Below are 21,535 nucleotides of genomic sequence, written 5' to 3' on the forward strand. Positions count from 1 at the left end.
GAAAGGTTCCTATAGAGGCTCTGCTGTCTGGATAAGCGAGTTCAATACCAGTTTTATTTCAGCGGCAGGATCGTTATGCCCTTGCAGTATCAACCCCTCCGACAGAGCAGTGAATGTTTTTGCAAGAGCAGCATAGGCCAACGGAGGCTTCTTGCCTGCATGATTGAATATGATGGTAATCAGCTTGCCCAAGGCCTCGCTGTTTTCTTGATGCAAATCGTAGTAGTGCTTTGAAAATTCTTCATCGCGCAAGGCGATTAGTTGCAGCTCGGCATCAAGAATCGCACACGCGGTATTGTCTTTTAGTGTGTCGATATAAGCATTCAACCCTTGGGCGAGTTCACCCGGCGAATACCCCGAACTTAGAGTGACACTCAATCGGTCTATTTCAACTCTCTTGAACCGCTGAGTCAATTGCAGAAGCAAGTCTGCCTTGCTTGCGAAATTTGAAAAAAAAGCACCCTTCGAAAAACCAGCCTCTTCAGAGATAGCATTGACGCTGGCGGCGTGAAAGCCTTTCCTAACCATAAGATCAGTAGCGGTTTCGAATAGCGTATCTCTTGTTATTTGCTGACTTTCTTCTCGACCTAATCTTTTTCTTATCACACCTTCGGCTCCTGTGGCCATACAAAAAATATCAATTTGTAACGAAATAAAACAAGCCTGCTAGTCACTGCGCAAAGCCTGTTTCAACTAAGTGTATCTTATGCTAGACGTTCGTAATCATTTTGCATTTAAAACTTTCAAGCCTTGAGGGGGCGGTCACAACTCATACAGCGGCATCAGTTCCAGTATGTTCAAGGCGCCTTGCCCCGCTCGACCGGTGTGAATGCCTGTAACCGAAGCAGCGCTGAACCTCCGGTCACGAGGCTTGAGGTCAGGTTCAGGGGGCGCCCTTACGACGGTCATGAAATACCACTTGATTTTCAGATACCGAATGGTTTTTACTGTCGCCGTTGGTGTATCCAACACCTGATCAGGGCATCGAGATCGGTGACATCAATCTCGATGCAGCAGCAGGTAACCTCACAGGAGCTGGATTTTAATGGAATATGCCTTTGTTACAGGTGCTACTGGCCTGCTCGGAAACAATGTGGTACATGCGCTTCTGAAGCGAAAGGTCAAAGTAAAAGCACTGGTTCGTTCCGTAGAAAAGGCCAAGAAGCAATTCGGCAATCTGCCTGTCGAATTTGTCGAAGGCGACATGCTCAATGTCGATGCCTTCAGCCATGCCTTGCAAGGCTGCGATGCCTTGTTCCATACGGCCGCCTACTTCCGCGATAGCTACAAAGGCGGAAAGCATTGGCAGAAACTGTATGACACCAACGTGACCGGAACCGAGCGATTGTTGCAAGCCGCTTATGCCGCCGGTATTCGTCGTGCAGTCCATACTTCATCCATTGCCGTCCTGAAGGGCAATAAAGACCAAGTGATCGATGAAACAATGTCTCGCAGTGAAGTGGAGGCTGACGATTACTACCTGAGTAAAATACTGTCCGAGCAAAAAGTTCAGGAATTTCTGTTGCAGCACCCGGACATGTTCATCGCCATGGTATTGCCGGGCTGGATGTTTGGCCCCGGGGATATCGGTCCTACCTCATCAGGACAATTCCTGCTCGACTTTGTCGGAAAGAAATTGCCCGGAGTACTGCCTGGAAGTTTTTCCGTGGTAGACGCCAGGGATGTGGCGGAACATCAAATTGCGGCAATCGCACGCGGTCGATCCGGAGAGCGTTATCTCGCAGCCGGCAATCATATGGACATGAAAAGTATTTTCCAGGCGCTGTCCAGTGTCAGCGGCGTAAAAGCTCCGGAGCGCAACGTTCCACTGTTCATGCTAAGAATGATTGCCTTGATCTATGAAGGTTATTACCGGATCACGAAAAAACCGGTACTCATTAGTACCTCCACCGTTAAGCTCATGGAGCAAGAGCAAGGACGTACCCACTTCAGCCATAGCAAAAGCCTAACAGAGCTGAAGTGTGAATTTCGCCCTGTCGCTGAAACACTGGCCGATACCCTGAGCTGGTATCGGAATAACAATTATATAAATGCTTAATTGAAATATTTTTTATATAGCCTGTCTCTGTAGTACTTTTTGTCTAACCGAATATTCAAGGATTGAGAGAGGTTGGTAAATGAAGAGCCTTTCATATAAAGAAGGTTTTCTGCATCGGTTCGTCGGTTTCTCAGAGTCTTTTCCCGACCACATTGCTATTAGAAGTCTGGACGAAGAAGAAGAGACCGTCACTTACCATGGATTGCGAACGAAGGCAGAGGAGCGCAATGCGGCCCTTAAAGCATTAGATGTATTGCCGGGCGACAAAGTGGCGCTTGTTCTACCCAATGGGGTCGAGTTCATCGCTTTCTATCTGGCGATCATCGGGCGTGGTGCGATCCCGGTCATCCTCAACTACAAACTGACGCCGTTCGAAATGACCAGCGTCATCGACATCGCCAGGCCGACGCTGGTAGTGACGACCGAAACGCTATTGGAGCAACATAGCGAGACGTTTCAACCGGCCTTCGGCGTTCATCACATATTGGTGTTGAACACCGGGAGCGAGCCGCCAGCTCCCCTGCCCGACAACGCAACGGACTATTTTCAGCTTCCTCGACAAACGGAGCCCTTGTTACTGCCCGAGGGCAATCCGATAGTCTCGGTACAGTTCACCTATCGAGGCCTCGGTAGACCTCTGGCCGTTTCTCACCGCTACCTTGACCTGACGCAATCGAGCGATGGGCTGCATGAGCAGTTTCATCCGCAAGGCGTTGGATCTGTTCATCTGGTGACGCTGCCGCTGTATGCCATCTTCGGACTTTCCGTAATGATGGTCTTTCCATTGAGCGTGGGCGCCACATTATTAATTACCAACAGCCTGCTCAACAGGGACCTGGCTGAAGTCTTGTCTGAGCATAAGGTCACCTTTACCTGCCTGGTGCCCGACGTCATTCGCTACTTCAATACTCGACTGGCCAAACGCAAAGGCGAACTTTTGCCGTTACACCCTCAACTGATGATTTATTCGGGTGGCAGCCATCTGCCGGCGGACGAAGCCGAGAAACTGGGGAAACTGCTGGGGTGCAATCCTGTGCTGCAAGGCTATGGATTGACCGAGAGCATGCCGGTGATTGTCCAGAGCTCGATTGGCAAGGTCCATCGCGGTGCCATGGGCCAGCCGATTACCGGCGTAGAACTGCGGGTCGTCGATGCTGGAGGGCAGGAAGTCGCACCGGGACGCATCGGCGAACTGCTGATACGCGGCCCAATGTTGATTGACGGCTACAACGATGAAGAAGATGTCAATGCCCGGTTCTTCCGTGATGGTTGGCTACACACCGGTGATCTGGTCTGGCGGGATGACAATGGGCATGTGTTCTTCTATTGCCAGCGCCTGCGAATCTCAAAAATCAAAGCGCAAATGGTCGACCTGAGCGAAATCGAATCCATCGCGCTGAAGCATCCCGACGTAGTGCGCGCAAGAGCTTACATCGTACCTGACAACAAAGAGGTCAACGTCTTGCACCTATGCGTTGAAGGGAGCGGTGACCTGACCCAGAGCGCTATCTCCACCCTGCTCTCGCGCTACCTCTCAGGCTTCAAACTGCCCAGAACCATCGAGATCATCTCTATCAAGGAAGAGGCCCATGCAAGTTAATGGCACACAACCGGTACTGGCCGTATTCGACTTTGACGGCACATTGACCGACAGGCATACGTTCTGGCGCTACATGCGTTTTATCGTGGGCACCCGATCGTTCTGGCTCAGAATCATTCCCCTGCTGCCCAAAATGCTCAGTGTGATCCTTGGCATCACGCCATTGATGCAAGCCCGCTTGGCGTTCATTGCCTGTTACCTGGGCGGCCTGTCGGTTGAGCAAGAGCGTGAACACGCCAAGTATTTCATTACCGAGCAGCTACCGCGCTGGCTCAGGCCCGAAGCCCTGCGCCGGCTGCAATGGCATCAGTCCAGGGGGCATGTCACGGCGCTGGTCAGCAACTCGCCGGAGAACTACCTGATTCCCTGGGGGCAGTCAGTGGGTTTTGACTATGTGTGCGGCACCCGCCTGGCGACGGCGAAGAACAAATTGACCGGCGGGATATCAGGTGCCAACTGTGTTGAGAGAGAGAAAGTCACACGGCTCAAAGGCTGTTTGAGCAACCTTGATGACTTTTACATTTATGCCTACGGCGACTCATCGGGTGACGATGCTTTACTCGGCATTGCCAACTCTCCCTTCTATAGAAACTGGTATTAACAGATGAACACGCTGAGCACGTTGGCCCCCAAACACTTCAGTCAACCTGACAACACCCCGACAGTAATGATCGTCGGTGCCGGCCCTATTGGCCTGTCCCTGGCAATCATGCTGAAAAAGTGGGGCGTCTCCTTTCGCATTATCGAGAAGAATGCCGGCCCCTCGACCGCTACCAAAGCGATGGCCATCCATTCCAGGACCCTGGAAATCTTTCGTGATCTGGGCATCGCCGATAAGGCCATCAGCAGCGGGTTCACTATCAACCAGTTTTCGGTGCGGTCGAACGCCAAACGGGTGCTGAACTATAACTTTTCCTACCTGGATGCCACCTATCCCCTGCTCCTCAGCCTGCCACAGCCGCAGACAGAGAAGATTCTGCTTGAGCGACTTAACGCGTTAGGTGCGGATGTTGAGTGGAATACCGAACTGGTCGATATAGAAAACCAGCCAGGGTCAGTGCAGATGACGCTCCATCATGCGGACGGACACGACGAATCCTTTACCAGTCGCTGGGTGGTCGCGTGCGACGGTGCTCGCAGCAACATTAGAAAACGTCTTGAGATGACCTACGAGGGATCGTCCTACGACCGATTCTTCATGCTGGCCGATGCCGATATCGAGTGGTCCGGCAGCAAGGACGAAGGGGCTTTCTTCCTCGGTGCGCAGGACGGCTATGTGGCGGTTGCGCCGATCAGCGCTCAATCCCGTTATCGATTGTTCATCGAGATGCCCTATGAGCTGCCGCCAGAAGGTGAGCGCCCTTCTTTGAGCCTGGAGAATTTCCAGCGGTTGTGCGAAGGGCGCGGGCAAAAGATGACACTGTCGAACATTTCATCGACCACCATCGCCTCTTTTCAACACCGTCGCGTGCAGTCGCTGCAACAGGGCTCGGTGTTTCTGGTCGGCGATTCGGCGCATATCGGCAGCCCGATCGGTGGGCAATGGATGAACCTGGGGGTTTCCGAGGCCTATAACCTGGCGTGGAAAATGGCCTATGTCGATCAGGGTCTGGCGGAGCAATCATTGCTGGAGAGCTACAACGAAGAGCGCTACCCGGTTGCCCTGGAAGTCGAAAACACGGCCCACCGACTGACCAGACTGATTACCCTCAAGCATCGCGCCCTCGTTTGGCTGCGCGACAATGTTCTGCCACTCCTGAGCAACAGGCGTAAGGTTCAGCGCAAACTGCCTTCGATGATTTCCGGTCATCAGTTCCACTACGGCAAAAGTGATTACATTCAAGAATCACTGACGAAAAAGCAGCGCATGAACTGGGACAAAAAAGGCAAGAAACCCGAATTTCAGACGTCTACACCTCGCGCAGGCCAACTGGCTCCCGATGTTGAACTGTGGCAACTGCAAGGGATGCCACCCAAACGCTTGATCGACTTGTTCCAAGGAACATTCACGCTGTTGATTTTTAGCGCAGCCGATCAGTTTTCCCCTTTGTTACCGGGCTATTACTCGCTGGCCGAGTCGGTGGAGAAAGATTACCCAGGCATCAAGGCCTACTGCGTTATCGATGCCCTGAGTAGCGCCGAACTGCCTTTCTGGCACTCGACGTTGTTGGACCCCGATTGGCGGCTGCACAAGCGTTACCATGCCAAAGCGGGCACATTGATGCTGATCCGTCCTGATGGCTACATCGCTTTCCAGGGCGCCGATGCAATCACGTTCATCACTTATCTGAACGTCAGATCCGGGCTGCTCAAGGGCGCCAGAAAAACAATATCTTCCGAGATCGGCACAGTGGAACTTCAACTCTAAGTCTCTATATGGCTACTGCCTGTTTGGTTCATTGATACACACAAGGCCCAGCCCTGGGCCATGGCTTTTGATGTCTTACTTATAGAAAACCATATACCGACTTTGGTTAGGAGAACCTCATGCGCTTCGAACTCAACGATGTTGTGCAGGAATTCATCGTGTCCAATGGAAAAATAGCCAATAGCTATTTTACTCTTTCAGAGAAGATCATTGATTCACTGTGCGAATCCAACATAGCAAAAGAATCAATATTGATGCGTTTGCTGGAGCAAGCCGAATCCGTCACCGCGCATTACTTCAATGCTCATCAACAAGTCCTGGAGGGCGTTTATTCGCGTGGGGTCGAAGCTTCCGTCAATAAAAGCCTTCCGGTGCTGGAGCCCGTACACTCGAGCGCTGCAATGCTCGCATCGGCCCCCGTTGCTGAACAAACGCCAGCGCTCAGCTATGGGCAATGGTTGCGCGCCGAAATAAGCTCGGTGACAGGATTCAAAAAGGAAGAAATCGACTTTGATCAAAGTTTCGAGAGTCTGGGTATCGACTCTCTGGGGCTGGTCGATATTTTTGAATCTCTGGCCCAGCACTTCCCGGAAAAGAAAGAACTCACCTCATTACTCTTTGATGCCCCCAGCCCTACCGCGTTGCTGGCACGGCTCGAAGCCAATCCGCAGGCGCCTGCCTTGGATGTCGAGGCATGGGTACTCGAACAACTGGCGAATATCACCGGTTTTACGGCTGATCAGATCGACCAGAAACAAAGCTATGAAAGTCTGGGCCTGGACTCCCTGGTGCAGTTGGACTTCCTGGAGTCGGTCGTCGCGTTGTGGCCACAACTCAAGGCCAACAGCACTGAACTGGTTAACGCCAAGTTTCCACAGGAAACTATTGCACTGATTAAAGCCGCCTTGGCCGCTCCCGAGTCAACATCGACAGCGCCATCCGAAGTGCAATCACTTGCCTCAACAGGCGACCAAGAGCAGATAAGCCATCTGCTTTTCAACTCCCTGTCGCCCCTGATCCCGGACGCGCCAACGTCTATCGATATTGAAACGCCCTTTGCAAAGTTGGGACTCAACGGTTTTGCCCGAGAAACACTCTGCCAATCAATGGCGCAACAGTGTCCCGCCAGCGAGTTTGCTGGTGAAGCGCTGATGTCGCGTCGTACGCCGCAGGAGGCCTTGTCGCTTCTGACAAGACTGAGCTGATGCACTGAGCCGCGGTGGAAAAATGGCATGGAATCCGGGGGATCGACAGATCACCCAGCGTTTTGGCAATCAGGAGATAGGGTATGAGCGGCGCAGTAACAAGGACAGAGAGCGATTTTTGCTTCAGTGCAATGGCGGGCGAGTTTCCGGGGGCACCGTCAACGGATGCGCTTTGGCACTTGCTCTCGCAGGGACAGATAGCGCCTATCCACTCGATGCTGACACGCTGGGAACTGAATAAGGCGTCGATCTATTCGGCAAAGGCAGGAGAGAAGGATCGCACTTACCTGGACAGTGCTTATTGCCTGGCCGATGACGTATCAACCCCTTCACGGCATGAAGGACGGCAGGTCGCCATAGGCAAAAAAGTACTCCAGACCCTCATCGCCCAGCTTGCCGGACAAGGCTCGGTCCTGATCAAGGAACGCACGGCGTTAGTGGTCGCAACGTCCTGGAGTGATGAAAGTTATTTCGTCACGGGTATGTCCGGACAAGCCGATGCACCACGGGGCCATTCATCCCGGGGCTATACGCCGGGTGAACAAGTGGCTGAGCTGGCGGCGGCCTTTGCCTTGGGCGGCCCGGCGTTATCGGTAGACACCGCCTGCAGTTCGTTCCCCTATGCAATCGATATGGCTCAGGCCCTGGTCAACAGTGGACAGGCGGATAACGCTATTGTCATGGCACTGAACACTGTACTGCCACCGGCGCTGTTTCTGGGATTTTCGCAGCTGACTGCCTTTTCCTCACGGGCCCGGATGCAGGCGTTCGGCCAGGACGCGGACGGCATTGTGCCAGGCGAATGTGCAGTCGCCTTTCTGGTCGAACCCGTGTCGCAGGCCGTGATTGCGCAGCGCCGCCCCCTGGGCGTTTTGCGGGCATTAGGGCTTTCGGCCGATGGCGCCGAAGGCTCAGTGTTTGCGCCTGGGAAACAGGCCCAATATACGGCTTACCAGCGTGCCTATATCGGACTTGACCCCAACGACGTGGACTACATCGAGACCCATGGCACCGGTACGCCGTTGGGTGATGCGACAGAGCTGGACTCGTTGAACAGCTTCTTCGCCCCCCGTCGCACAGACGGTAAAAAAATAGCCATCGGTTCGATCAAGTCCGTCATTGGTCACCCGCTGGCCGCGGCCGGAGGCGCTTCGCTCGCCAAGGCGTTGATGATACTGCGTCACAAAGGTATTCCACCTCAGCCCGACTACCGACCCAGCGCAAAAGTCGATGACACCTGCCTGAAGTTGGCCACCGAGCAGATACAGCCCCTTGGTGATCGTCAGTCGGCGATCCGGGTAGGCATATCCAGCTTTGGTTTTGGGGGAGCCAATGCGCATCTGGTGGTGGACGAATACATCCCCGACAACCACCTGGCCGCCCCCCGGGTCGCTTCCGGTGTGCTGGAGCTTAACCTTGCCATTGTCGAGGCCGAAGCGGCTCTGGGCAGTCACTTTTCATTGCGCTCATTCAAGCAACAGCTCGATCAGCCAGCAGCGCCATCCGTCAGTTTCCCTTATGGGCGCTTTGTTGATCACGCTGGCGCTCCCGCTCAGCCCTTGCTGGGGAAATTCCTTGCGCAGGATTGCGTCATTGATATCGACGGTTTCGGCATGGGACCCAAACCGCTGGCCCATGTCGATCCGTTCAAGCTGTTGATCACTGATCGCGTCAATCATTTGCTGCGACGCTTGCCAGGCGTGGCCGGTTCGCCCGGTGCCGCGATGGTCATGTGCTGCAACATGGGTGGTGAGCGCTTCAGCAATGCGTATAGCAGCGCTCAAAGTTTCTATTCCCGGGCCCAGGGCATGCCACCGGGTGTGGAGGTGGCAGACGTGGCAACCATGTTGCCGAACATGTTGTCCGGCTATCCGGCGCAAATTTTTGACTTCAAGGGCTTCCACCAAACGCTGGTCGGCACCGCAGGCTTGTTCTGGCAAACCTTGTTGGCGTCGCAGCATTGGTTCAAGGAGGGAGTGACGACGCTCTTGCTCGGTGCGGGGCGCTTTATCAGTGGCGAAATCGAGATCGACCGCGCCCGGCACTCATCGACAATGCAAGGTGAGGGACTGGGAGTCATTGCTCTGCGTCCCTATCGGCCGACCTCCGACGACAAACCTTTACTGGTGATCCGCGCGGCGGTCCTGGCCCATGCCGCGAACTCGCTGGAAGAGGCTTGCCAATTGCTCGGCAAAGAGCGGAGTCAATACCAAAACATTGAAGTCTGCGAGCTGCAGCCTGATGCGGCTCATGCAAGCAGTCCGCTGCAAGAGATTACCGGTTTCCTTGCCGAAGCCAGTGGCATTGAAACCCTGTTGGCGGTGATGTTGAGTGCGTCGGCTCACACGGTGATCGAGGTTCGCGAGGCCGGCAAGGCGGTGATGTGGTTATTTACTGAAAAACGTCAGGAATGGAGGCTGGCGACCGAACCTGTCACTGCCATCAAACATCCCTTCAACCTGCGTTTCGCTCATTCGGTTCCCCACGCACTGCCGCAAGTCATCCAGCCTCCCCGCCCTGTCAGCCTTGTCAGGGCGCCGCAACCCGACGGCGTCGACGTACTGGAACTCAGCGACATGCTGACCAACACCCTGCTCTCAGGGTTGCGTGTCAGAGTTCGTGCCATGGAGGGTCTTTTCGCCCTGCACCGTGGCGCTGAAGCCCTGCGCCCCGCACATTGGCAACGTCGCCCGGAAAATAGCGTGATCGCCAACGTTCGGCGTAGCCCTCAGTCGCTGCACGCCGAGCTTGTGGTGAATGAAGCGCACCCTTATTTCTTCGATCACCCTCTTGATCACATCCCCGGCATTTTATTGCTCGAGGGCGTATTGCAACTGATCGAACTCGCGATGCCCCCACTGAATGGGCGAGTCGCCTATGTCAAAAGCCTGAACATCAAGTTCCAGCAATACGTACAAAAGCAGGGTGTGATTGATCTGCATCTGGAACCCGGCGAAGGACCCCAGGTATTCAATGCCAGGGTCATGCAGGCCGGAAAGCTGATGTGCACCTGCATCCTTGGCATGGCGTACAGCTCGGCGTTCGAGACGTCTCCCGGCGCCGGATTCACGGCCACTCGCTGCCGCGACAAGCCCTTACTGCACAAGGCCCGAGAAGAAAACATCATCGTCAGTGACATGAGCGGTATTGCTCAAGGTTTGAGCGTGGACACGCTCAAGCTGCCGGATGAGCACTTCTTCCAGGATGGCGACCCCGAGCACTATTCGATGGTCTATTTCCTCGAAGTTGCCCGCCAGTGCTACATGCAGATTGCCCACAGCTATCTGCGGATTCCACTCAATACCCCAATGAACCTGCTGGCCTTGAGTTTTACCCTGGATCGGCCAATCCCCAGGAACAGTCCGTCGTCATTGGCACCGCAAGCCGGCTTTGATGCACAGGATCAACCCTTCAAAACCAACCGCATCTATATCGACCTGTTCAACCGGGGCGAAAAAATCGGTCAAGCCAGTATTACCGCTCAAGTGCTGAGTCAATCCGTGCCCGCTGCCTGACAGTGCCCCCACAACCAAGGTGCCGCCGTGAACGATGTAAATGTGCAAGTCCGAGTCAAATCGCCGCCTGCTGAAATATGGAATATCTGGAGCAATTTTTCAGAAGCCCCGTTATGGGATACCGACGTCCGCCATTGTCAACTCAATGGCCCGTTCGAGCCTGGAACCCGAGGCACTTGCACCCTCAAAAATGGCCTGAGCATGCCGCTGGAACTGGAAGAAGTGACGCTGCATGAAAGCTATCGCAATACCGCAAGACTGCTTTGGGTAGACCTCACGTTCGATCACCGGATGCACAGGCTTTCCCCACATGAAACCCAGGTCACCCACAGCGCGCAGATCTGCGGCCCCTTAAGTTTTTTGTACCGTGGGCTGTTACGAAAAATGCTGACTGCGGCAATGACCACCGCACTGAGCAACCTGTGCGCATTGGCTGAACAACGGGCGAATGCCATGAACAGCCCAGTGCTCGACACGCCTTGAACGCCTTTGCACCGAACATGAAATAGCCCGGGAGCTGCGCGTTGAATGCTTGCTCCTGAACACGCTTCGCTAACTGAACGATAACAGCACACATCGGACCGAGCATGAACCTACAAAAAAACACTCAGTACCTCTTGATGGGCGTCATAGGCATGGGCTTTTTCGCCCCGGCGTCCAGTTCAGCCGACACGCTCGGCCCCTACATCAGTGCGATGGGTGGCCTGAACTGGGTCGCGCCACAGGACCTGCGCCAGAACAACCTCGATTTTGTCGAGATGGACTTCAACCACCCGTTGGACTCCGGCTACGCCACCGGACTGGCATTCGGCTGGCGATTTCCCGTTGGGCTCAGACCTGAACTGGAACTGAGCTACCGCAAGAACACCCTGAACCAGTTCGATCACCGGGTCTATGAAGGCGGCGGGAGCATCCCCGGCAAAGGCAAAGAGGAAGCCACCAGCCTGATGGCCAACCTCTGGTATGACTTCTTGAACCTCCCTGCTCCCTTGAGTCGGGTCACACCTTATATTGGCGGCGGCCTGGGCTACACCACCCTGTCGGTCAGTGGCCTTGAAGCCGGCGGCGTCCAGTTCGGCAACACCCATCGCGACACCGTATCGGCCTACCAACTCGGCGCCGGAGTCGGTTTCGAGCTCACCGATCAATGGTCCATGTCCCTGGACTATCGATACCTCAAGACTCGCGATGCGCACTTCGGTGACATTCAAGGCCTGCCCCAAGGCGATGTGCGCACTGACTACAGCGCCCAGTCATTAATGATTGGCCTGCATTATTGGTTGTAAGCGGTTAAACCGTTCGACGCCTTGCACTTGCGAGGCGTCGCAATGGCAAGGCCCCCCGTCGAAAGGCTTATCTGTCGCGATCCACAACTGGCGCAGATGGATATCGAACTGACGCGTCTTTAACGCCTGGCGCTCACGGATGAACATTCGGTACCGCGTCCAGACATAGTCATGATCGACCAGCAATTCTGGATCGAGGCCCGCAATCAGTGTGCCTGCGAGCCTGCGCCCAAGGCGTGCACGGTTACGGAATCGCAGGCTGGCCGGACAGCCATTGGTTGGCTATACCTCACGTATCGGCATCGTCTGTCATCAAATGCCAAGTCACTGACGTTCAATGAAAAGCAATCGCTTTGCGCGTGACGATACTGGTTGGCTCATCGAAGTTGGTCAGTTGATCGAAAACCCACTTGCACATTACGTCGGATGCCTCTCCTCCCTTATGGTCTGTGTGGGGTGCGGTCAGATGCATCTCAGTAAACAAATCAAGGAGAGAGCAGCATGAAGTTCAGTCTTGTTGATAACGGCAATCCGAGCCGCCGGCGTGTACTACGCGATGCACTCGCCCTGGCTTTGGCGTCTTCTCCATTGGCAAATCTTGCCAAGGCAGCCGATGAAACACCGGAAGAAGTGACCTTTGCTGCTGGCCCACGACCGCTGGTGCAATACCCGCAAAAACGACCGTTGACCCTGGTAACCACCCGCCCGCCGCACCTTGAGACGCCGTTTCCCATCTTCAACGAAGGGCCCATCACGCCCAATGACGCTTTTTTTGTGCGTTACCATCTGGCCAATATCCCTACCAGCATCGATCCGGACAGTTACCGTCTGACGATCAAGGGCTCGGTCAACACACCGCTGTCACTCTCCCTTGCAGAACTCAAGGCTCTGGCCGAACCGGTAGAAGTGGTGGCCGTCAATCAGTGTTCGGGTAACAGCCGTGGCTTCTCTATGCCGCGCGTGTTCGGCGCTCAGCTGGGCAATGGTTCAATGGGTAATGCCCGCTGGGTGGGGGTACCGCTCAAGGCGATATTGGAAAAGGCGGGGGTGAAAGCCGACGCCAGGCAAGTGACATTCCGTGGGCTCGATAAGCCAGTGCTGCCGAGCACGCCGGAGTACATCAAGGCTCTGGATATCAGCCATGCCATGGACGGCGAGCCCATGATCGCCTGGTCGATGAACGGTACCGACCTGCCATTCCTCAACGGTTACCCGATACGTCTGGTGGTGCCGGGATATTTCGGCACGTACTGGGTCAAGCACCTGAGTGAGATCGAAGTCGTCGACCACACCTACGACGGTTTCTTCATGGCTAAGGGCTACCGCGTTCCAGACAACGATTGTTTCTGTATCGCCCCCGGCACCACTGCGGCGCAAACAGTGCCGATTTCCAGGTTGCCGGTACGCAGCTTCATTACCAGCGTCAAACACGGCGATGTGTTGCCGCTGAAAAAAAGCGTAGTGCTCAAGGGCATTGCGTTCGACGGCGGCGTTGGGGTCAACAAGGTGGAAGTGTCGATCGACGGCGGAAACAGTTGGCGCGAAGCCAGGCTTGGGCAGGATCTTGGCCGGTTCTCCTTCCGTGAGTGGACGCTGCCGATCACCTTTACCAGCAAGGGCGCCACACAGTTGATGGTGCGAGCCAGTAACCGTGCGGGCGAGACGCAGCCGCTGCGAGCTGACTGGAACCCTGGTGGCTACCGCCGCCACGTCGTAGAAACCAGCCACGTGACTGTCGCCTGAGGGGCCCCGCATGAAATGCACGAAACCCATGACCACCTTGCTGTGCGCGGCTCAGTTTTGTTTGGCCGCCATGGCTAGCGCAGCTCCACTATCGATCACATTGCCGCCCGAAACGGCTGTGTTCAAGCCCAATGCGCTACCTGGCTACCCGTTGGCCCAGCAGAAATGCTCCACCTGCCATTCTGCCGATTACATCAACTTCCAGCCTCCCGGCATGAGCCTGGCGCAGTGGACTGGGGAAGCGAGCAAGATGCAGCACGTGTACGGTGCTCCGATCAGCGATCAGGATGTGAATATCATCGGCGCCTACCTTGCGGTGACCTACGGTAGTGCCCATGCAAGCGATGCCGATGTGCAGGCTGCCTCGACCTCAGCGACGCCTGTAGCAAAATCCGACACCATGGCCTTGCTCCAGAGCAACTCTTGCCTGTCTTGCCACGCGATCGATCATAAGGTCGTAGGCCCGGCCTATCACGATGTGGCTGCCAAGTATGCCAATGACCCGCAGGCACTGGCCAAGGTGTCGTCCAGTATTCAGCAGGGCGGTACCGGCAAATGGGGGGATGTCCCGATGCCGCCTTTCACGCAGTTAAGCCCGGACGATCTGAAAACCCTGGCGACTTTCGTACTGCATCAGTGAGTTCATTCCCGGCCCGGCCAAACGTTGAGGCTGTCACCGTTAATCCGGGAGTCCTGAGTCAGGTACAGCATTGCCTCCTTTCCCGATCACATCGTCCACCCAACTCATGGCCGCAATGACGGTCGGGAAACCGATCGTGCTGGTCAGTGCGAGCAGTGTGTGATGGATCTGCTCAGTCGTCGCACCGGCTGCCAGTGCCCGTCTGGTATGACTGTGCACGGCGCCCTCAGAGCGGATGGCCGCCGCGGCACTGAGCTGAATCAGCTGGACGGTTTTCTCGTCCAGCGGGCCGGCATGACGCACCGCTGCACCCAAGGCATCCATAGCATCAAAATAATCAGGGTATTGATGTTTCAGGCGTTGGTACGTGTACGGGTTGTGATCGCTCTTGCTGTCCATCTTTCTCTCCTCGCGTTGGAGGTGCGGTTCAGTTCTCGCCTTTCATTTCAAACAGCGCTCTACGAGTTCTGCGGCGCTGGTCACCGGGGCTGCGCAGGTGCGGTTTCGGCACACATAGGCGCTGGTTTGCCCCGCAAGAGCATGCCGGCCCACGCCGATGGGCACATCTTCGGCAAAGGCCAGGACACGTGCCGGCAGATAGCGGCGCTGCAGGCTCGCTACCAAGGCGCTGGCGGCGGAGCGTTCACCGGCGATGACGATGCTGATCGGGCCACGCTGTACCCAGTCCTGCGCCGCCAGAAGATGGGCGAAGCCGAAAGGATTCTGGGCGGCTGCGGCGCGGTACATCGCCAAAACCTGCTCGGCACGCTCGCGGTAAAGCTCGCGGCCGGTGAGTTCAAAGAGTCGCAAGAAAGCGAACACGCAGGCCGAGGTTCCCGATGGCCAGGCACTGTCGTGCGGCGCCCGAGGTCTGTGCACCAGCATCTCGCCATCGCTGGGCGTGAAGTAGAGACCGTCCTCCCAGAACTTATCGAGGATCACCTCGACCAACTGTGTGGCGCGCTCGAAATAGCGTTGATCGAAGTCGCACTCGTAGAGATCGATCAAGGCGTTGGCTAGGAAGGCGTAGTCATCGAGGAAGCCTGGGACCTTGGCCGTGCCCTCCCGCCAAGCCCGGTACAGGCCACCCTCAGGGGTCAAGAGTCGGTCCAGAATGAAGTCGGTGGCGCGCCTCGCGGCGTCCAGGTGGGCTCGGGTTCCGGTCGCCTGCCAGGCGGCGCAAAGGCCCTGGATCATTAGCGCGTTCCAGCTGGTGAGGATGTTCTCGTCACGCCCCGGACGAATACGTTGGGCACGCGCCAGCAATAACGTGTCGCGCAGGCCCGCCAGTTGTACTTCCTGCGCCGCGTCCAGCGCGACTGCGCGATGCAGCACGGTGCTGCCATGCTCGAAGTTGCCGGCGGCGGTGACGCCGTAGGCCCGACAAGCCAGGGCGGCGTCCGGGTCGCCGAGCACGGCTTGCACCTCGGCGGGTGTCCACACATAGAACTTGCCTTCCTCACCCTCGCTGTCAGCATCCTCACTGGCGTAGAAACCGCCCTCAGGATGGGTCATGTCACGCAAGATGTAGTCGATCGTCTCCTCGAACACCCGTCGCCAGGCAGGCTTGCCGGTCTCGCGATAGGCGTCGGCATAGAGCTTCACGAGTTGGCCGTTGTCGTAGAGCATCTTTTCGAAATGCGGCACGGCCCAGCGCTCATCCACGCAGTAACGAGCAAACCCGCCGCCCAGGTGATCGTAGAGCCCTCCGGCTGCCATGTGATCGAGGGTCAGCTCCACAGAGCGCAACAGATCCGGCTCGTGTAGACGCTGATAGAGGCGCAGGACGAGATCATGGCAGGCCGGGTTGGGAAACTTCGGTGCGTTACCCAGACCGCCGTGCACAGGGTCGGTGTTTCTGGCAAACAACCGAGCAGCGACGGTCGGTTGGTCTTGCTCCAGCGGTGTATCGCCCTCCAGCGTTGACGCCTCAATGGTGCGGTAGCCCTGGAGGAATTGTTCGACATTCAGCTGCAGCGTCGCGCGGTTGTTCTGCCAGGCGTCGCTCAAGCCGAGCAGGAGTTGAGTGAACCCAGGCCTGCCATAACCCTCCTGTGGTGGGAAATAGGTGCCGCCGAAGAACGGTTCGCGCTGCGCAGTCAGGAACACCGTTAGCGGCCAGCCACCCCCCTGCCCCATCATCTGCACGACTTTTTGATAAATCTCATCGAGGTCAGGCCGTTCCTGGCGGTCGACTTTGATGTTGATGAAGCGTTCGTTCATCAGGCGCGCGATCTGCGGGTTCTCGAACGACTCGTGGGCCATCACGTGACACCAGTGACAGGCGGCATAACCCAGCGACAGGTGGATGGGCTTGTCCTCGTCGCGTGCGCGGCGAAACGCCTCCTCGCCCCAGGGATACCAATCGACAGGGTTCTCGGCGTGCTGCCGCAGATAGGGCGAAGTTTCTTTTGCGAGTCGATTGCTCATGGTTGGCTCCTCACACCGGGTTCCTCAGAGCAGCCCCAATTGCAGCCGGGCCGCATCGGACATGCGGCTTTGATCCCAGGGCGGTTCCCAGACAATCTCGACCTCGACCTCGCTGACTCCGGGAATGGTCTGGACCTTGGCGTGCGCCTCTTCCTTCAGCACATCGCCCATCCCGCAACCGGGCGCGGTCATGGACATCTTGATCTCGACTCGCTGGCTACCGTCGGCCAGCGACCGGGTTTGGCACTGGTAGATCAACCCGAGATCGACCACATTGACCGGAATTTCCGGGTCATAGACGGTACGCAGCACGTCGAGCACCTGCTGGATGTCGAACGCGCCGCTGACCGCCGGTTGCACGCTCGCCTGGGGCTGCGCTTGCTGGGGAGCATCCTGGCCCAGCGCATCGGCATCGCTGGCGGCGATCCGCGCCAGCCGGCCCCTGGAGATTTGAACCGTGAAGCTGCCACCGAGCGCCTGCGTCACCACCACATGCTCACCACGCCCCAACTGCAACCGCTCCCCTCCGGGAATCAGGGTCACCGCGCAGTCCCGCGTGAGCGCGATCGGTTGCAGATAACCCGGCTTATTCGGGTTATCGAAGTGGAAGCCGGCGCCGCGCAGGTCATACTCGAAATCGATGGACAGACCATCGGCTCGCCCTGCGCTCGCGGGATCGAGCAACAGCTTGATGCCGTCTGTTTCGACCGTGATATCACCTTCGGCACCGCGTTCGAAGAAAAACTCATGTGCGAAGTGCTCGTCGATCTTGAGCCGCACCCCACGCACGTGCCCATCTGCCAGAGCATCAAGCAAGACTCTTCGCGCCGAGTCGCTGAGGTGAATGCCGGGGATTGGTAATTTGGCTGCCATGGCTGATTACTCCGTCGTGACCTGTGAGGCGCCGCCTTCGAGCGCACTGCGCAACGTGTGCCAGGCCAGGGTGGCGCACTTGACCCGCACGGGAAACTCCCATACCCCCGAAAGCACGGCGAGTTTGCCAAGTTCTGCGGGCTCCACCGGATTGTTTGGCCCTTCAGTGAGCAGCGAATGCACACGGGCAAACAGTTCCAGCGCTTGCGCAGGCTTTTTCCCCTTGACTGCCAAGGTCATCAAAGAGGCCGAGGCCTGGGAAATGGCGCAGCCAGCCCCCTGAAAGCCGATGTCCGCGATCACGCCGTCCTCAAGCTTGATATAGACCCTGAGCTGATCGCCGCACAGCGGATTGAAGCCTTCCGCCGTACAGGTCGCCCCCTCGATCGGGCGGAAATTACGCGGCCGCTTACCGTGGTCGATGATCACGTCCTGGTAGAGGTCGCGCAGTTCATCGCCGCTCATCGAAACACCTCCTGAACCTTGGCCAGGCCGGCCACCAGCGCATCGATATCCTGCTCGGTGCTGTAGCAGCCGAGCGAGGCGCGAGCAGTCGCTGCCACACCGAAACGGTTCATCAAGGGTTGTGCGCAGTGGTGCCCGGTGCGAATCGCGACCCCCTCGCGGTCGAGGATGGTGCCGATATCGTGCGGGTGGATGCCGTCGAGGACAAACGAGAGGACACCGACCTTCTGCGCGGCGGTGCCGATCAGCCTGAGGCCGGGCACCGTCGCCAGCGCCTTCGTTGCGTAGGCCTGCACGGCCTGCTCGTGGGCAGCAACGGCCTCTGGCCCCAGTTCACCGAGAAAGTCGATCGCCGCGCCGAGGCCTATCGCACCGGCCATGTTCGGGGTCCCGGCTTCAAACTTGTAGGGTGGTTTGTTGTAGACGGTCTTCTCGAAGCTGACCGAGAGGATCATGTCGCCGCCCCCCTGGTAAGGCGGCATGCTTTCGAGTAGCTCGTGGCGACCGTAAAGCACGCCGATGCCGGTGGGACCGTACATCTTGTGACCCGACAAGGCGTAGAAATCGCAGCCCAGCGCTCGCACGTCGACCATAAGGTGCGGAGCTGCCTGAGCGCCGTCGACCAGCACGCGTACGCCCCTGGCGTGAGCGAATTCGACAATGCGCCGGATCGGGTTGATGGTGCCCAGCACATTTGAGACATGGGTGACAGCCACCAGTCGGGTCCTGGGCCCGATCAGCCGCTCCAGCTCATCGAGCTGGAGTTCGCCAGCGTCATTAATGGGGGCTACCCGCAACCGGGCGCCAGTCTGTTCGCAGAGCATCTGCCAAGGCACGATATTGGAGTGGTGCTCCATGGCAGTGATCAACACCTCGTCGCCCGCTCGAACCTGAGTCTTGCCATAGGTTTGCGCCACGAGATTGATCGCTTCGGTCGTGCCGCGGACGAAGACGATCTCTTCGATATGCTCGGCATTGAGGAAGCCCTGGACCTTGGCCCGAGCTTTCTCGTACTCCTCGGTGGCGCGCACCGAGAGGTAGTGCACGCCACGGTGCACGTTGGCGTTTTCTTTCAAGAAGAAATGCGACATGGCATCGATGACCGCCTGCGGTTTCTGGCTGGTCGCGGCGCTGTCGAGGTAAATCAGCGGTTTACCGTAGATTGTCTCCGCGAGGATCGGGAACGCCTGGCGCACGCGCTCGACGTCATAGACTGGCGTAAGGTCGAGCTGTTCAGGTAGTGCCCGAAGGCTGTTTTCGAGGTCACTCATGCCAACACCTCCTGGCCCCGTAACTGCGCGGTGGCCAGCCGTTCCACATGCTCGCGCAGCGGCTTCAACTGGATGAGTTCGAGCATCTCGCTGACGAACGCAACGGTCAGCACGGACCGCGCCATCGCCAGCGGAATCCCTCGCGAGCGCAGGTAGAAAACAGCCTGCTCATCCAGCTGGCCAACCGCGGCACCGTGAGCGCATTTGACGTCATCGGCGAAGATCTCAAGCCGTGGCTGGGTGTTGACCTGGGCCGACGTCGACAACAACAGATTCTTGTTGGTCTGGCTGGCATCGGTCTTCATTGCATGTGGGCGCACGATGATCCGCCCGTCAAAGATTCCATGCCCATGATCATCGATCACACCCTTGTAGAGCTCGCGGCTGGTGCAGCGCGGTGCCTGGTGCTCGATGGTCGTCTGGTTGTCCAGGTGCTGCTCGCCTCGGGGCAGGTACAAACCGTTCAGCGCGATCGCAGCACCTGGCCCCTCGAGCACGACCCGCACCTCCTGGCGTGCCAGCGCCGCGCCCAGTGCAAACGAGTGCGCAGTAAAGTGGCTGCCCTGAGCCTGGCGCACGCTGAGCAGCGCGACATGGAATGCCGACGTGCTTTCGTTCTGCACCGTGTAATGTTCGAGTACAGCGTCCGCTTCGAGTACCACCTCGCTGACGGCATTGCTGAGGTAAACCTCGCCTTCACTGCCGACGTGGCTTTCCACCAGGATCGCTCGGCTTCCTTCGCCCACCTGCACCATCGTGTGCGGATGGGATACCCGCGGCGTGGCGCCCGGGTCCGAGAAGAACACCAGGTGGATCGGTGCTTCGACCGTTGTGTGGGCGGGTATCCGCACCAGCGCCCCGTCCTCGGCGAGTGCCGCATTGAGCGCCGTAAAGGCCTGCGGCTGCGAGCGGAACGCCTGCGCAAACACGGATTCGAGCGACCCGCGGTCGGCCCGCAGCAGCGGCGCGAAATGGGTGACTTGTGTGCCTGGAGGTAGCCACTCAAGTACCGAGAGCTCGGGGTCAAAAAAGCCATTGACGAAAACCAGTCGCGGGCCGCCATAGTCGCCGACCAGCCGCTCGACGCTGGCAATGGACGGGTACCGGCTCTCGGCCGGCTGGAAAGCGGTCTCGAGGATGGGCGCGACTCGTGTGTATTTCCAGGACTCGTCCTTGGCCGTGGGAAAGCCTTGTTCGGCCACCCACTGGAACGCTGCATAGCGCAATGCTTGCAACCAGGCAGGATGCCGGGCGTCGACCTCGGGCTTGAGCCGGGCGAGGAAGGCTACGCTCGCCGCGGTGTTCATGACTCGGCTCCGGGTACTGGCGTGGCCTGTTCAAAGCTGGCATAGCCGTGCTTTTCCAGCTCGACGGCCAGCTCCTTACCGCCGGACTGCACAATCCGGCCGTTGGCCATGACGTGGACGCGATCCGGGACAATGTAGTCGAGCAGTCGCTGGTAGTGTGTGATGACCAGTAGCGCACGATCCTTGCTCCGCAGCGCGTTGACGCCTGCCGCGACGATCCGCAGCGCGTCTATGTCGAGCCCCGAGTCGCTCTCGTCGAGGATCGCCAGCCTGGGCTCCAGAATCGCCATCTGGAAAATCTCGTTGCGCTTCTTTTCGCCACCCGAGAAGTCCACGTTGACGGAGCGGTTCATGAAGCTCTGGTCCATCTCCACCAGCGCCATGCGCTCCTTGGCAAGTGTCAGAAAATCCAGCGCGTCGAGTTCTTCGAGCCCACGCTGCTTGCGCACAGCGTTGAGCGCCGTGCGCAGGAAATACAGATTGCCGACACCGGGGAGCTCGACCGGGTACTGGAACGCGAGGAAGATCCCGGCAACCGCGCGCGCTTCGGCCGGCATGGCGAGCAGGTCCTGGCCTTCGTAGAGCACCTCGCCGCTGACCTCGTAGGTGTCGAGGCCCGCCAGCACCTGGGCCAGCGTGCTTTTGCCGGAGCCGTTCGGCCCCATGATCGCGTGCACCTCGCCCGCTTCAATACGCAGCGTGATGCCCCGCAGAATCTCACGGCCTTCGACACTGGCGTGCAGATCATTGATCTCGAGCATGCTCCCACCCCG

18 protein-coding genes and 1 pseudogene are annotated in these 21,535 nt (G+C 57.6%); 11 read left to right on the plus strand and 8 right to left on the minus strand.

The genetic code is table 11. The annotated features are described in order from the left end of the window. Positions 1 to 9: 9 nt before the first annotated feature. Positions 10 to 606, minus strand: coding sequence for a TetR/AcrR family transcriptional regulator (locus NTD87_RS01035; RefSeq protein ID WP_315975256.1), 597 nt, complete (start codon positions 604 to 606; stop codon positions 10 to 12). Between the two features lie 439 nt (positions 607 to 1,045). Between NTD87_RS01035 and NTD87_RS01040 the strand changes: the two genes are divergently transcribed. The 11 genes and pseudogenes from NTD87_RS01040 (at position 1,046) to NTD87_RS01090 (ending at position 14,416) form a co-directional block, all read left to right on the plus strand. Next, positions 1,046 to 2,059, plus strand: coding sequence for an SDR family oxidoreductase (locus tag NTD87_RS01040; protein ID WP_262111248.1), 1,014 nt, complete (start codon positions 1,046 to 1,048; stop codon positions 2,057 to 2,059). 79 nt (positions 2,060 to 2,138) lie between these two features. Next, positions 2,139 to 3,659, plus strand: a complete 1,521-nt coding sequence (locus tag NTD87_RS01045) for a class I adenylate-forming enzyme family protein (protein WP_262111249.1) — start codon at positions 2,139 to 2,141, stop codon at positions 3,657 to 3,659. Further along, a complete protein-coding gene (locus NTD87_RS01050) occupies positions 3,649 to 4,260 on the plus strand; it encodes an HAD-IB family hydrolase (RefSeq protein WP_262111250.1) in 612 nt (203 codons plus the stop codon). The genes NTD87_RS01045 and NTD87_RS01050 overlap by 11 nt, the downstream gene beginning before the upstream one ends. Before the next feature lie 3 nt (positions 4,261 to 4,263). Beyond that, positions 4,264 to 6,027 (plus strand): FAD-dependent monooxygenase, encoded by a 1,764-nt coding sequence (locus NTD87_RS01055; RefSeq protein WP_262111251.1) that lies wholly within the window; start codon positions 4,264 to 4,266, stop codon positions 6,025 to 6,027. Between the two features lie 119 nt (positions 6,028 to 6,146). Then, entirely contained in the window at positions 6,147 to 7,232 is a 1,086-nt protein-coding gene (locus NTD87_RS01060) for an acyl carrier protein (RefSeq protein WP_262111252.1), read from the plus strand. Positions 7,233 to 7,315: 83 nt separating this feature from the next. After that, positions 7,316 to 10,747: a beta-ketoacyl synthase N-terminal-like domain-containing protein gene (locus NTD87_RS01065; RefSeq protein WP_262111253.1), complete on the plus strand. Its 3,432-nt coding sequence runs from the start codon at positions 7,316 to 7,318 to the stop codon at positions 10,745 to 10,747. A gap of 27 nt (positions 10,748 to 10,774) precedes the next feature. Next, positions 10,775 to 11,230 (plus strand): SRPBCC family protein, encoded by a 456-nt coding sequence (locus NTD87_RS01070; protein ID WP_262111254.1) that lies wholly within the window; start codon positions 10,775 to 10,777, stop codon positions 11,228 to 11,230. A gap of 104 nt (positions 11,231 to 11,334) precedes the next feature. Then, complete coding sequence (locus NTD87_RS01075; RefSeq protein WP_262111255.1) at positions 11,335 to 12,033, plus strand: outer membrane protein; 699 nt, start codon at positions 11,335 to 11,337, stop codon at positions 12,031 to 12,033. Between the two features lie 39 nt (positions 12,034 to 12,072). Then, positions 12,073 to 12,279: pseudogene (locus NTD87_RS01080) on the plus strand (hypothetical protein); the annotation flags it as partial. A 255-nt stretch (positions 12,280 to 12,534) separates the two neighbouring features. Continuing rightward, complete coding sequence (locus NTD87_RS01085; RefSeq protein ID WP_262111256.1) at positions 12,535 to 13,776, plus strand: molybdopterin-dependent oxidoreductase; 1,242 nt, start codon at positions 12,535 to 12,537, stop codon at positions 13,774 to 13,776. Positions 13,777 to 13,786: 10 nt separating this feature from the next. Further along, complete coding sequence (locus tag NTD87_RS01090) at positions 13,787 to 14,416, plus strand: c-type cytochrome (RefSeq protein ID WP_262111257.1); 630 nt, start codon at positions 13,787 to 13,789, stop codon at positions 14,414 to 14,416. A 39-nt stretch (positions 14,417 to 14,455) separates the two neighbouring features. On the opposite strand, the gene NTD87_RS01095 is transcribed toward NTD87_RS01090, so the two are convergent. The 7 genes from NTD87_RS01095 to sufC are packed head-to-tail and all read right to left on the minus strand — an operon-like array spanning position 14,456 to position 21,523. Next, entirely contained in the window at positions 14,456 to 14,815 is a 360-nt protein-coding gene (locus tag NTD87_RS01095; RefSeq protein WP_262111258.1) for a carboxymuconolactone decarboxylase family protein, read from the minus strand. 42 nt (positions 14,816 to 14,857) lie between these two features. Beyond that, positions 14,858 to 16,846: a thioredoxin domain-containing protein gene (locus NTD87_RS01100; RefSeq protein ID WP_262111259.1), complete on the minus strand. Its 1,989-nt coding sequence runs from the start codon at positions 16,844 to 16,846 to the stop codon at positions 14,858 to 14,860. 24 nt (positions 16,847 to 16,870) lie between these two features. Then, the gene (sufT, locus tag NTD87_RS01105; protein WP_262111260.1) at positions 16,871 to 17,719 is read right to left on the minus strand and encodes a putative Fe-S cluster assembly protein SufT; all 849 of its coding nucleotides are present in this window, start codon (positions 17,717 to 17,719) and stop codon (positions 16,871 to 16,873) included. A gap of 6 nt (positions 17,720 to 17,725) precedes the next feature. Beyond that, positions 17,726 to 18,184 (minus strand): Fe-S cluster assembly sulfur transfer protein SufU, encoded by a 459-nt coding sequence (gene sufU, locus NTD87_RS01110; RefSeq protein WP_262111261.1) that lies wholly within the window; start codon positions 18,182 to 18,184, stop codon positions 17,726 to 17,728. After that, positions 18,181 to 19,455 (minus strand): cysteine desulfurase, encoded by a 1,275-nt coding sequence (locus NTD87_RS01115; RefSeq protein ID WP_262111263.1) that lies wholly within the window; start codon positions 19,453 to 19,455, stop codon positions 18,181 to 18,183. Before NTD87_RS01115 ends, sufU begins: the two co-directional genes overlap by 4 nt. Continuing rightward, positions 19,452 to 20,762, minus strand: coding sequence for a Fe-S cluster assembly protein SufD (gene sufD / locus NTD87_RS01120; RefSeq protein WP_262111265.1), 1,311 nt, complete (start codon positions 20,760 to 20,762; stop codon positions 19,452 to 19,454). The genes NTD87_RS01115 and sufD overlap by 4 nt, the downstream gene beginning before the upstream one ends. Continuing rightward, positions 20,759 to 21,523 (minus strand): Fe-S cluster assembly ATPase SufC, encoded by a 765-nt coding sequence (gene sufC, locus NTD87_RS01125; RefSeq protein WP_262111266.1) that lies wholly within the window; start codon positions 21,521 to 21,523, stop codon positions 20,759 to 20,761. Before sufC ends, sufD begins: the two co-directional genes overlap by 4 nt. Positions 21,524 to 21,535: the final 12 nt, after the last annotated feature.

It is taken from the genome of Pseudomonas sp. 6D_7.1_Bac1, from assembly GCF_025465945.1.
GTDB lineage: Bacteria > Pseudomonadota > Gammaproteobacteria > Pseudomonadales > Pseudomonadaceae > Aquipseudomonas.